Annotated in this window: 8 protein-coding genes and 1 pseudogene; 6 read left to right on the forward strand and 3 right to left on the reverse strand. The window is 21.7% G+C overall.

All coding sequences use genetic code 11. The features are described 5' to 3' along the window. Positions 1-3 precede the first annotated feature (3 nt). The 5 genes and pseudogenes from ATP_RS02485 (at position 4) to ftsH (ending at position 7079) form a co-directional block, all read left to right on the forward strand. Positions 4-642, forward strand: coding sequence for a hypothetical protein (locus ATP_RS02485; protein ID WP_012504594.1), 639 nt, complete (start codon positions 4-6; stop codon positions 640-642). A gap of 223 nt (positions 643-865) precedes the next feature. After that, a pseudogene (locus ATP_RS02920) lies at positions 866-1204 on the forward strand (cell division protein FtsH); the annotation flags it as partial. 272 nt (positions 1205-1476) lie between these two features. Further along, on the forward strand, positions 1477-2730 hold the full coding sequence (locus ATP_RS02495) for an exodeoxyribonuclease VII large subunit (RefSeq protein WP_012504595.1): 1254 nt from the start codon (positions 1477-1479) through the stop codon (positions 2728-2730). A 468-nt stretch (positions 2731-3198) separates the two neighbouring features. After that, positions 3199-5280: an ABC transporter substrate-binding protein gene (locus ATP_RS02500; RefSeq protein ID WP_012504596.1), complete on the forward strand. Its 2082-nt coding sequence runs from the start codon at positions 3199-3201 to the stop codon at positions 5278-5280. Then, positions 5274-7079 (forward strand): ATP-dependent zinc metalloprotease FtsH, encoded by a 1806-nt coding sequence (gene ftsH / locus ATP_RS02505; RefSeq protein ID WP_041186094.1) that lies wholly within the window; start codon positions 5274-5276, stop codon positions 7077-7079. Before ATP_RS02500 ends, ftsH begins: the two co-directional genes overlap by 7 nt. A 676-nt stretch (positions 7080-7755) precedes the next feature. Here the strand turns inward: ftsH and ATP_RS02510 are convergent. Both ATP_RS02510 and ATP_RS02515 read right to left on the reverse strand, forming a co-directional pair. Next, positions 7756-8154, reverse strand: a complete 399-nt coding sequence (locus ATP_RS02510; protein ID WP_012504597.1) for a hypothetical protein — start codon at positions 8152-8154, stop codon at positions 7756-7758. Between the two features lie 86 nt (positions 8155-8240). Further along, positions 8241-8444: a hypothetical protein gene (locus ATP_RS02515; protein WP_041186095.1), complete on the reverse strand. Its 204-nt coding sequence runs from the start codon at positions 8442-8444 to the stop codon at positions 8241-8243. Positions 8445-9337: 893 nt separating this feature from the next. Here ATP_RS02515 and ATP_RS02525 point away from each other — a divergent pair. Beyond that, positions 9338-11536 (forward strand): coiled-coil domain-containing protein, encoded by a 2199-nt coding sequence (locus tag ATP_RS02525; RefSeq protein WP_012504598.1) that lies wholly within the window; start codon positions 9338-9340, stop codon positions 11534-11536. A 522-nt stretch (positions 11537-12058) separates the two neighbouring features. Here the strand turns inward: ATP_RS02525 and ATP_RS02530 are convergent. Then, positions 12059-13132 (reverse strand): AAA family ATPase, encoded by a 1074-nt coding sequence (locus ATP_RS02530; protein ID WP_148208581.1) that lies wholly within the window; start codon positions 13130-13132, stop codon positions 12059-12061. Between the last annotated feature and the right edge of the window lie 876 nt (positions 13133-14008).

Raw genomic sequence — 14008 nt, forward strand, 5'->3', positions numbered from 1 at the left:
ATCATGCTTAAAACAAAAAAAATATCTCGAATAGAAAAGATATTCACTTTGATTACTTGTATAATTGGAATTTCAATTATTTATCTTTATATATTTTTTTCTTATTTAAACAATGAAGAAATAATAAAACCCATTTCTAAAACAAAAATTAACCAAAAATCTGCTTTTGAAACACATAAATTATTGAAAAGTGAACAAAATCTAATTTTTTTAAAAGATATTGATAAAAATGTGAGTCCTAGATTTAAAGAGAAATATCAAGAAATGAATAAATTTAAAGATAAAATAAAAAATAACAATTTCCAATTATCAATATTAGAAACAAAATTAAAATCATTAGAAGAACAATTTAATTTAATAGAAAATAAAAAAAATGATGTAAAATTAAAATTACAACAAGAAGAAGACTTAAATAAATGGAAAGAATTGCAAATTGAACAAATTCACTTACAACAACAATATAATCAAAAAAATCATTTAATAGAAAGTATAAAAAAAATTAAACAAGACAATATGTTTTTAGAAATTTATATACGTGAATGCATTAAAATATTAAAATTTGAAGAAGATTTAAAACAATATTTAATTCAACAAGAAAAAAATAAAATTGATCGAAATATAAAAAAAATTAATATATCTTGACCGCTTTTTAATGGGGCCCGTCAAGAAGTCAATTAAATATGACCCTGAAGAAAACGCCTTTATGGTCGCTTATCATGAAACGAGGCATATAGCAGAAGTTACCATTGGGGATTAAATTAAAACATGCTCAAAAAAGTTCAAAAATCACTATTATCCCCAACAGCATGCCTGCGTTTATAATTTAATGATGTCGGCAAAATAAACTTTCTTTTCTTCTCGAAAAAGAATGTTAGCACAAATCCAATCCTTTTTAGGAGGACGTGTCGCGGAAGAATTAGTTTTTGATGATATTTCTTCTGGTGCCTTTGACGACTTTCGACAAGCGACTAAAATTGCCCGGTTAATGGTGACTAAATACGGGATGAGTGATTTAGGAGTTAGTCAAGATTCCGAATTTTCGGATAAAAAACTGATTGATACCGCAATTAAAAAAATCATTTCCGAATGTTATCAACAAGTTCAAATAATTATTAAAGAAAACAAAGATTTGTTAGATAAAATTGCTAATATACTTTTAGAACAAGAAACGATTACTCAAGCGGAAATAGAACAATTAGTGTGATTATTATATTTTTCTTATTATCTCGGTTTATAAAAAAAGCATAACAATAACTTTATAATTTTTTACATTCTTTTTTTTATTTGCATTTATTTTAAAAAAGTATTATATTAAAAATTATTAATTGTTAAAAATAAATTTTTTATTTTAATATTTATAATTTCTTTATTTGAGGTTTCAAATAATAATTGTTATTGGTGAATTACTATCATTTTTAATATATAAACATTTCATAATTTTAAAATGTCTTAAATATATATAGGAAAAAAATAAATATGGTATATTCTATAGAAAATTGTTTCGATGTTTCTGATTTTTTAGAACAAATTGATGAATTTAAAAAAGATAAAAATAAAAAAATACCTTTAATGAGAGGTTATATTAGAAACGAAGAAAAAATTTTCTATTTTATTAGTCATAAAAATGATAATAAAATAAAGATACAAATGAAAGTATTCACAAAAGATATAATAGATCGAGATATTATTGTTAAAAGTAAGTTGATCTGTAAAAATTTTTATGGTAACTATATTTTTAAACTAGAAATTATTGATTGGTTATTTATAGAAGAAGATGAAAATAAAAACTGCCAAAAAACTATCAAAGTGATTAAATCAGATTCAAAAATAGGGATTTTAACCAATGAAAAAGGAGATGCTATTTCAGATATTGAAGCTGAATTAAACAAAGAAAATTATAAAAAATATGAAATATTTTCTGTTTTTACTCAAGGCTACAATGCTATTGTTGATATTTCTGACAAGGTGAAAGAAATAAATGATAAAAATCAATGTAATATCATTTTACTTAGCCGTGGAGGTGGTAATGAATCAGATATTGATGCAGTTTTTAATAATTTAGATATAATAAAAACTATTCAACAATCAAAAATCCCGATTGTTACTGCGATAGGTCACGCAAATGATGTTACTTTTTCTGATTTAGTGGCTTTTGATAATGCTACTACTCCCACCTCTGGTATTCAAATAGTTTTGAAATTAATAAAATCAGCTGTTGAATTTAAAAATAATAATAAAAATAATAATAATGATAAACAATTATATTTATCTTTATATAAAATTATGTTAAAAATTAGAAAGTTTTTTTCAATATTTTTTAAATTAATAAAATCAGTTTTTGGCGTTAAAAATAATAACAATGATAAACAATTATATTTATCTTTATATAAAATTATGTTAAAAATTAAAAAAGGTTTTTCAGAAATAATAAATATTGAATTTTCAAATCAAACTATTATTACCAATGTATATGATGAAAATGAAAATATAATTATTTTAAATTGGTGTTTATTGATTGAAATATTAAATCATTATAATTTTAAAATTTATCGTTTATATTATGATAATGTTTCAAGTAATTTAAATTTAAAACAAAAAAGATTATATTTAAATGAAACTCAGTTAAAAGAAACGATAGATTTTGTATTTTTTGATTTTAATAATAGAGTTACTAATTATAATAATGATAAGAAATTATTATTTATCAATAAAAATATCGTCATAAATTAATGTAATAATTATAATAATAACTTTAATTGTCGTTTTTATAAATATAATTTTCAATTTAGATAACAAAAAAATTAACTTTTTTATAAACTTGATTTAATTTTGTTGGTTCTCCAAACGAGTACTTTATTTTAGTTTGATTTAAAAAAATAATTTAAATCAATCTAAATTAAAAAAAGGTTAATTTAAAAAAATAAATTTATTTTTTTAATATTTATTTTTAATACTTTGAAGACTAGCGTTTTGCTAGTCTTTTTTTATTTTTAAGAATTAAAAATATTTATAATTTTCTTTAACATTGTGAAATTTTATTCATTTTTTGAAATATAAAATTTGTATATAAAAAATTTAAGATTTTTTTTCTAAATTATGTTATTTATTTATCAAGTAAAAAAACATTTAACTTGTTTTTTTTTTTTTTATATGTCATAATAAATGAAATATAAAAAAGAAAGGTTACAAAATATATAAATGGCTTGGAAAGAATTTTTTGTTAAAAATAAAAAGATTTTAATAATTTTTTTTGTAATATTATTGACTATCGGAATTGCTTTTTTTATATATTGTTTGTATCTTAGAAATGACAAAAATCATAGCCAAAAAAATATTGATATTTATAATAATGAAAATTTAATAGAATTAGAAAAAGAAAAAATGTATACTAAATTAATTCCTGAATCCCAAGAAATTAGTGATTTAAAATTTGTTATTGATTTAACAGATTTACAAAAAGAAATGCTTTTATTAATGAGAGAAAATTTTGTTGTAGTAAAACCTGATTGGCAAGAATCAATAAAACAAGGTCGAGCTGCTTTTGAAGGAGATTTTAGTAAAGTTTTAAAAGAAAATGAATTAAAACCTTATTTAAAACCTCAATATGATTTGGGGTTATTGGGAGATTTACCGAAAGATGAAGAAAATATCTCATGCGATATTAGAGGTTATAATAATTTTTATAAATTACGCAATTGGGAATCTCATCGATGGCATTTTAAGTTAAGAGATAATTTGCAATTTGAAAATCAAACAGAAATTAATAATCAAGTTGTCAAGTATTCTTTAGAAAAACATAAGGAAATAATAAAATTATTATATGATATCGATAAATTACCCGATAATCCTGATTTGCCATCAAATTTTAAATTTTTATTAGAAACAGAATGTGATATTGATATTAATGAAAAATATGATTTTATTTTATCTTATAAAGAAAAAAAAGATTTACATTCTGTTATTAGCTTACTGAATCAATTAACTTTATTTTCATCCGATATTTTTGAAAATACTTATTCATTAAATAATGGCGATATAGATAAATCCAATTATGGAACTTCAGCTTTCCCCTTTTTATCTTATGGTCCTTATTTACTTAAACAAGGTTATGATTCTCAAAAGGATTGGATATTTGAAAAAAACGATTTTTTTTATCGAAAAAACGAATACCCTTTAAAAAATATTCTTTATAAAAAAACTAATTCTTCAGAAGAAAAATATGATTTATTTAATAAAGATCAAATTAATGAAATCATTATTAAAGATACAAAAGATATTTCAAAAATTAATCAAAACAAATTTAAAAATTTTTTAAAAAAAACTATTAGTAATTCTATTTATATTTTTTTTAAACAAGAAGAAATTGAGAATGAAGATGATGAAATTTTAAAACAACAAAAAACCAAGACTAATTTTTTTCTAAATGATGCTCGTTTTCGTAAAGCTTTATTTTTATCTTTAGATCGTTGTTCTTTATTAGAAAAAGAAGATTATTTTGGTTTAGTACCTAATTTTTCTTTTGTTTCTGATTTAGTGAAGTTTACTGAAGAATATCACTTTAATGAACAACAATTTCATCAACAAAATTTAAATAATATTTTTAATTTAAAAAATATACAATCAGAACAAGATATTAATTCAAAAATATATCAACCTGAACAAGCTCGTCAATTATTAGAAGAAGTAAATACAGATTTTAATAAACAATTTCCTCAATTTCAACAACCTTTAATTATTAGAATTTTTACTGGATTTGATGAAACAACTGAATTTAGAGAATTAAAATTGACTTCATTTTTAATTGATAGTTGGAAAAATGTTTTTTCATCATTATCAGATAAAATTCAATTTGATCAAACAACAGATCCTTCTTTTTCTTATAATGTAGATCTTGGACCAGGTTTTTTAGCAACAATTAAAAATCCTCATCAAATATTTATTTATATGTATGATCAATTTGAAATATTAGATTCATTAGGTAAAAGCAACAAAAGAAAATTTATTTTAAAAGAATCAGAAAGTTCTGAAAAAGAATTTACTGTAGGAGAATTACAATCATTTCTTCAAGAATTACAAAAAAAAATAGATAAAAAAATTAATAACAATAAAAGGGATGATTTTGAAAAATATTGTCTTATTTTAGCACAATTAGAAAAAAAAGCTTTAGAAGAATTATACTGTTTGCCTTTGATTAAAGGAACAAGGTATAAAATTTATCAAGTTTTAGAACGGGATTTTAAAAATTCTTTTCTTTTGTGGGGATTGAATGATATATGTTAAAAATTAAAAATTTTATTATTTGGATTAAAAAAAAATTTATTTTAATTATTTTATTAACCTCATTTAGTCTATTTTTATTTATGATTTTTTATAATTATCAATTGAATTATTATAATTTACCTAAAAAAGAAAAAGAATTTTGTGTATTAATGTCGGATATTGACAAAAATAAAATAAAAAAAATAATTTATCAAAAAAAATATGATCTTTTGAATGGCGATTACTTTTATATTGAAGCAACTGATAAAGATAAAAACGAAACATGCTATTGTAAAACAGAAATTATGCTTTATGATAAATTTGTTCAGTTATTAGAATTTAAATATCAAAAAAATCAATTGACAGAAATAAAGTCTCAGCTTGATACAAATTATTTTAAAACAATTATATATTTATCACAATTAATTAATGTTTTTTCTAGTATTATTTTTATTATATATATTGTATATATTATGAATACATCATCAGTTAAATTAAATTCTAATTATCAAATTGTTTCCAAACAAAAATCTCTTTTCACTTTCAAAGATGTGGCCGGTAATGAAGAAGAAAAAGAAGAAATGACCGAGTTAATTGATTTTTTACAAAATCCTAAAAAATACGAACAAATAGGAGCTTCCACCCCGAAAGGTGTCTTATTAGAAGGACCACCAGGTACCGGTAAAACTCTTTTAGCCAAAGCTTTAGCGGGCGAAGCTAACGTCCCTTTTTTTGCTGTTTCAGGTTCGGAATTTGTAGAAATGTATGTGGGTGTGGGCGCTTCAAGGGTCAGAACCTTGTTTAAAGAAGCGAAATTAAATGCTCCTTGTGTATTATTTATTGATGAAATTGATGCTTTAGGTGGAAAAAGAAATGTTAGTGGTCACGGTTCTTCCCAAGAAAAAGATCAAACTTTAAATCAACTTTTAACCGAAATGGATGGTTTTACCAAATCTCAAGGTATTATTGTGGTAGCTGCCACTAATCGCGTGGATATTTTAGATCCTGCTTTATTACGTCCAGGCAGATTTGATCGAATTTTTAAAGTAGGTTTACCGGATATCAAAGCTCGAGAAGCCATTTTAAAAGTACATGCACAAAATAAAAAATTATCCCCTGATATTGATTTTCATCAATTAGCGAAACAAACTCCGGGGATGAGTGGGGCTCAATTAGGAGCGGTTTTAAATGAAGCTTCAATTTTAACGGTGCGAAATCAAAAAGATCAAATTACTATGATCGAATTAGAAGAAGCCATTGATCGTGTTTTAATGGGACCCGCGAAAAAATCGCTTAAATATGATGCGGAAGAAAGAAAAATGGTCGCTTATCATGAAGCTGGCCACGCTGTCATCGGTTTAAAATTAAAATATGCACAAAAAGTTCAAAAAATTACGATTATTCCTCGGGGTAACGCCGGTGGTTATAATTTAATGATACCTGAAAAAGAAACCTTCTTTTCTTCTAAGAAAAGAATGTTAGCAAATATTACTTCTTACTTAGGTGGTCGAGTAGCGGAAGAATTAGTTTTTGATGATATTTCTAATGGATCTTATGATGATTTTAAACAAGCTACTAGAATTGCTAAATTAATGGTAACTAAATACGGGATGAGTGATTTAGGAGTTACACAAGATTCTGAATTTTCAGATAAAAAAGCGATTGATACCGAAATTAAAAAAATAGTTGATGATTGTCATCAAGAAACTAAAAATATTATTAAGCAAAATAAATCTTTATTAGATAAAATTGTGGTTTTACTTTTAGAACAAGAAACGATTACTAAAGAAGAGATAGATAAACTATTTGAAATAAAATAATTTATTGAAAGTTAATTAACAATATTTTTTTATATTATTCAAAAAAAAGAATTCGATATGAATTCTTTTTTATTTATTTATTATTTATTTTTATAATATAATATAAATTTGTAAATTATTTTATATGATATTATAAATTTCTTTAAGTTAGTTTTTAATATATTTTATGTTTAATATCAGTTTTTTTAAATTATTTTTATTAAATATTTGTTCTAATTTTAGTTGTTTTATTTTTTTGATTTAATTTATTTCATTTGATTTTGGTTTTTTTAAAATAACTAAAATTTCCTTCAAGTAAAAAGTTTTTTTTATTTATTTAAATATTGGTTGTATTATTTTAAACATTTCTGACTGTTTAGTGGTCTTGATGTGGTTAATTCTTAATATTTGTTCAATTTATAATGGATAATAAAGGTGTAATGTTGGTGTACAAGTATTTATTAATTGGATTTTCACTCTGTTAACAGGAAAAAGTTAATAATATATTTTGGGAATTTAAATTATAAAAAGAGAAGCTCAAACGGTTAATTAAATAACTGTCTTAGCTTCTTTTTTAAGTTTTATTTTGGTTTTCTACACTATTTAGTGTCTATTTAATAAATAAAATATTGATATTCAATATTAGATTAATAAACTCAATAAACTCTTTAATAAAAAATGATTTTCCACCAATAATTTATAATTGGCGGTTATCATGATTGTCGTCGTTTGAATGATTTCCATTATGATTTTGATAATTAGTTGGATAATGATTAGCTTGTGGGGCTTGTGTTAAAATTATCATTTGTTGTTCTAGATTAATAATTATTTGGTTTAAATTTTGATATCTTGATGTTAGAATTTCGATTATTTCAGGATTATAATATCGATAATTTAAAATTTGTGTCATTATTCGATTTCTTTCTGTTGATAATTCGTTAATTCGTTGTTGTATTTCGTTGAGTGACGATTCAGGATGATCATCAATTTGATGATTTTCCAACGCCTGAACATAATTATGACTAAATAAGATTAATAATAAACTTAATAAATAACTTCCATTAAGGATTTTGAACGCATTTTTTAATTTGAACACGATATTAAATAACTCCTTTTTTTATTTAAAGATTGGACTTATTTTGTGAAAGCTCGAATTAATAATTAAAATGATTATTCTTATTATCAAATATTTATTTTTTCCATAATAAATTTAATTAATTTTAACCAATAGCTAGCGATATTATTTAAAAGTGTTTGATCAGTTTTGAAAAAATCCAAATTAAGACTCATAATTGTATTTTTAAGATTATAATGATATAAACAACCCCCAATAATAGCTCCTAAAAGTAATATTATGATAGTTTGCATGATATTAGAAAAAAACATATTTTTTAACTTCCTTTCTGGTTAAGATAAATTTAAAAAAATAAGATTTTTAGTTTTGGATCAAAAATTAATATTTTAAAAATTTAATTTTTTCATCAATTTCTTATCACTAAAAAAATTATTTTTTTTTCTATTGGTTTAAATTTGAAATTTATTTTTTTAAAAAAATTAAAAACATAATTATTAATATTCTTAATTTTATTATGATATTTTTATCAATTATTTAAATACATTTTATTTTTTATTTTAAAAAAACAAAATATATATATATAATTATAATATATAAAAAACAAATATAAGGTAAAATTAATTTTTTTTACATAAAATTTTAATTTTAAATTTATTAGTTTTTTATATATTAATAATAAATTTGAATTTAAACCAATAGAAAGCAAAACAATTTTTTAAAAAACTCATTAGTTAGTGATAAATATGAAACTATATTGATAACACAATTGTGGTAGTGATTATTTTTTTAAAACCATAATAGTTTTAAGATTTTTTATATTTGATAATTAAATAAAATTACGATCATTGAATCAATTTTAAAATTTTAATTGCTTTTTGATTATTTTTTATGATGATGTTAGAGTTCCCCTCCTATAAACACTATTTGATTAGAAAAATTATATGTTTTATTTATATATCAATGTGCCTAATTATCATTAATTTAAAAAACTATAATCTGAATAATATTTTAAATTAAATTAATTAATATTTATTAATTTAAATCGAATAAAATAGGTAATTATTAAAATTTTATAATGAAGAAAAAAATATTAACTTATTGAAAGTAATTAAAAAAAGTTAATTAATAGCGAAAACTAAATAAAACATTTAATATCTAAACTGCAAAATAAATAATTATAAATAATTAAGAAAGGAATAATTTTTTGTTAAATAATAATTATTTTATTAAAAAATCGATTTTTATGTTTTTTATATTTTTATTTTTTTTGGGATTAATATTTTTTATTAAGTCAAAATTATTTCTCTCTTGGGACTATTTTAAGGAATCAAATAAAAGTTTAATTGATTCCAAAAATTTTGTTTTAATTAAATCTAAAATAAAAATTTTAGAACAAGACAAAGATTCTTTACAAGCTAAAATTGATAGTTTAAGTAAAGAAAAAGAACAAGAAATAGCTACTTTAGAACAAGACAAAGCTTCTTTACAAGCTAAAATTGATAGTTTAACTAATGAAAAAGACAAACAAATACAAAATTTACAAAAAGAAAAAACTAATTTAGAAGCAACAAAAATTACTTTAGAACAAGACAAAGCTTCTTTACAAGCTAAAATTGATAGTTTAACTAATGAAAAAGACAAACAAATACAAAATTTACAAAAAGAAAAAACTAATTTAGAAGCAACAAAAATTACTTTAGAACAAGACAAAGCTTCTTTACAAGCTAAAATTGATAGTTTAACTAATGAAAAAGACAAACAAATACAAAATTTACAAAAAGAAAAAACTAATTTAGAAGCAACAAAAATTACTTTAGAACAAGACAAAGCTTCTTTACAAGCTAAAATTGATAGTTTAACTAATGAAAAAGACAAACAAATACAAAATTTACAAAAAGAAAAAACTAATTTAGAAGCAACAAAAATTACTTTAGAACAAGACAAAGCTTCTTTACAAGCTAAAATTGATAGTTTAACTAATGAAAAAGACAAACAAATACAAAATTTACAAAAAGAAAAAACTAATTTAGAAGCAACAAAAATTACTTTAGAACAAGACAAAGCTTCTTTACAAGCTAAAATTGATAGTTTAACTAATGAAAAAGACAAACAAATACAAAATTTACAAAAAGAAAAAACTAATTTAGAAGCAACAAAAATTACTTTAGAACAAGACAAAGCTTCTTTACAAGCTAAAATTGATAGTTTAACTAATGAAAAAAAAAGAGAAATAAAAATTTTAGAAGCAACAAAAATTACTTTAGAACAAGACAAAGATTCTTTACAAGCTAAAATTGATAGTTTAACTAATGAAAAAGACAAACAAATACAAAATTTACAAAAAGAAAAAACTAATTTAGAAGCAACAAAAATTACTTTAGAACAAGACAAAGATTCTTTACAAGCTAAAATTGATAGTTTAACTAATGAAAAAGAACAAGAAAAAGCTGCTTTACAGAAACAAATTATTAATTTAAATAATGAAAAAAAACAATTAGAAATATCAAAAACAATAAATATTCCTATTGTTGCAGAAGAACCTTATTTAACATATGAAGATCAAAATGGCGATATAATTAGAGAATACAAATTTTTTGAAAATATGATACCAAAGGAAAAAGATAATATTGGTAGAATTAATTTTTTTTCTAAAAAAGATTTTTTAGACAACATGGATAAACTTAAATTAGATACTTATCCGATTATTTGGAATGAAGGGATTGAAAAATTAGGCGTTTTAGAAACAAATGAAAAACTAAAAAATAAAGGAATAATAAAGCAGCCCAATATTTATAAATCCGACTATCGATTTATTTATACTAGTATTCCGAATGGTAGTGACAAGGAGTTATTAACTAAATTTTCGAATGTAACTGGAATTAAACGAGGTCGTATTAATGACAACATATCTTTTTCAGAAAAATCAAGCAGTAATATTGATTTAATGTCTAATTCTAGTATTAGAAGACTTATTTTTTTAAAAGATGAAGTTAATTGTATACGTTTAATGACTAAAAATTTAAAATTGTCTTTTGATTGGGTAAGACTTATAACTGATAAGTTTCAAAAATATTTACCCGTTACAAAAAAAATTATAGATTTATTATTATCAAATCAATTGGTAGAAGCAAAAGAATTGTCTGAACGAAATTCTGAAGAACCAAAATTTCAATTTCAAATTGAAAACAATTTTCAAATTCCGTCAAATTTATATATAAGAAAAATTTATAATATTAATGATTTTACCGATTTTCTAAAAAAATTAAATTTACAAAAAAGTGATTATTTATATGATATCCGTGAATTTGTTATTTACAACATTGAAAAAAAGCTTTATGATCCATATAATAAATATCATATTCAAATTCCGGCTTCAAATGATAATAGGCAATTTTTAATTTAAAACTAATATATCATCAATTCAATATCTAAATTAAACCTAACTTTATATTTTTTAATTTCTACTAAATAATTTATTTAATGAGAACGCTTTGAGCGTTCTTTTTTTTCAAAAATTAAATCAAAATAAATAACTTGCCTATTTTAATAATATTTCACTTAAGATAGTGTGTTTAAATTGTTAAAATTTAGCTATTTTGTAATATTTTCTAGATAAAAATAAAATAGATTTATTAAAATTATATGGTTGTTTGATTATTTGATTAATATATATAATTAAGATGATTTATTTGGATATTGATAAAATTTAATATTTATAATATTTATTTTTTAATTTATGATGTTTCAGGGAATAAAAAAAATTTAACTGTTTAATTTGAATTAAACAGTTAAACTAAATTTTTAAAATACCATTTTAGATTATTAAAATATTTCTCAGTTTCATGAGCTTGAAAGATATTTAAAATTGAAAAAAGGACATTTATATTAATCAAATGTTTTTTTTATGGCTGTGAGTGGAAATTAATTAAGTTTTAGATATATGTTTTCCAATAACCATTTGATAGGCCTCTTCTATATCGTCTTTATTGATGTTATCACGTAATTTTGAATTTGAATTTTCTTTTTCTTTTTTTATTTTGCGATTTTGTACAAAAATACTCACAATAGTTTTCAACAAGTTTTCTAAAGTCCGATTAGTTTTTAGATATTCTGGAGCATCATTAGGTAAACTTTCTAAACGATCATTAATATCCTTTAATAAAAATGTTTCAGCGTCATTTTCATAAGGATTCTGACGTTTTTTAATCATAAATTTTAAAAATGCTTCTCTGTCTTGTTTGGTGCCGGGTTTAATTTCGATGTGATAGTTAAAACGTGATTTTATCGTTTCATCAATTTGATAAAAATGATTCGTCGCTCCGATAATAAAAATCGGTTTTTCAGGATTATTATGCATCGAAGTCAGTTCCGTTTTAAATTGATTCACCACATTAGCAATATCTGTATCATTAGCTGACAATGATAAATTAGTAAAGATGGTTTCGCATTCATCTAAAAAGATAATAGCTCCTCCTTTACTTTCTGCTTCTTTCCGAGCATTATCAAATAATTCTCTCACCATTTCGGGGGCATCGCCAATATATTTTTGGGAAAAAATTGAACTTGGAACTTCAAAAAAAGGTAACCCCGTTTCTTTGGCCACCGATCGGGCTAAAGTAGTTTTTCCAGTTCCCGCCACGCCATAAAATAAAATACCTAACGGAGGTTCAACTTTCCCAATATTTTGATAATCTTCCGGATTTTTAATATAATTAATAAAACCGTCTAAAGCTTTTTTTTCTTCTGAAAAACCAATTAAATCTTGAAAACAAGGAAATTTTTCGGTGTTTGAAGAGGTGAAATTTATATTTTTTCCTTCTGGAGCATCAGTTAATTTTTTTGTTTCTAATAATTGTTGTTCTTTTTTTGGAGGGATTTCGGGCACATTTTTTTTCTTTATTGAATAACGATAACAAAAAAAGTAAATAATAATATAAATAATTATGCTAATAACCACATAACAAATAATTTGAACTTTTGATAAAGGTTTTTTAGACATCTTTTTTAACCTCTTTGACGAAAATTTTAACAAAATAATTACTTGATTAATTAATTTTTTTGATTATTATATGTTAACTTAAAAAAATATTAAATATAAGAAAAATACTCAAATTAGGGAATTATTTATTTGGCGAATTATTAATCCAATCTACTCAATTTTTTATAATTAAATTTTAACTGAAAAAAAATTTTAGTACAATAAAAATGCTTTAATCTGAGAATGATCAAATACTAACGGGTAAATTAACTTTAATAAAAATTATTAAAATGATCATGATTAAAAATATTAGTGATTGGGATTGTTAATTAATCATAGATCAATTTAAATTAAAAAAAATCCCAATTTAAAGTTAGGATTTTGCTTTTGAGAAAGTGAAAATCTTTAAATATCAAAATTATTTTAAAATAAATCAATTTGATATTTAAAGATAAAGGATTATTTTTAATTTAAACTCAATCATTTATTTTTTGGTTTGGGTAAAAAATTTGATAATGAAACCAATATTAAAAAAAATAAATATCTTTTTGGACCTTCAAAAATTTGATTATTGTGATTAATAATGAAAAATAAAACAATTAGAAAATTGATTGAATTAAATTTAGTCGTTAAAAAATATTTAAAAAGAAATCAGATTTTTTAATATCATGTAGAAAATCAAAAAAACCAGTCGAAAGCTTTTTACTGGTTTTTTTATTTTATAGTGTTACAATACTAAAAATTGAAAATATTTAACTCAGTTATTTTTTAAATCAATGCGAATCAAATTCCATTTTCAATGGGAAGGTAGGTGGTATGTACGATTTTTGATTGATTTTGATAATCATTCAATCAATTTTATTAAGAAAATAAAAAAATTAAATTTTTACTATTGGC

The sequence above is a fragment of the Candidatus Phytoplasma mali genome (assembly GCF_000026205.1).
GTDB lineage: Bacteria > Bacillota_I > Bacilli_A > Acholeplasmatales > Acholeplasmataceae > Phytoplasma > Phytoplasma mali.

Excerpts from the sequence above, each read along its gene's own strand:
- ftsH (WP_041186094.1), top strand. The coding sequence starts at position 5,274 with ATGTTAAAAATTAAAAATTTTATTATTTGGATTAAAAAAAAATTTATT.
- ATP_RS02500 (WP_012504596.1), top strand. The coding sequence starts at position 3,199 with ATGGCTTGGAAAGAATTTTTTGTTAAAAATAAAAAGATTTTAATAATT.
- ATP_RS02495 (WP_012504595.1), top strand. The coding sequence starts at position 1,477 with ATGGTATATTCTATAGAAAATTGTTTCGATGTTTCTGATTTTTTAGAA.
- ATP_RS02530 (WP_148208581.1), bottom strand. The coding sequence starts at position 13,132 with ATGTCTAAAAAACCTTTATCAAAAGTTCAAATTATTTGTTATGTGGTT.
- ATP_RS02485 (WP_012504594.1), top strand. The coding sequence starts at position 4 with ATGCTTAAAACAAAAAAAATATCTCGAATAGAAAAGATATTCACTTTG.
- ATP_RS02515 (WP_041186095.1), bottom strand. The coding sequence starts at position 8,444 with ATGTTTTTTTCTAATATCATGCAAACTATCATAATATTACTTTTAGGA.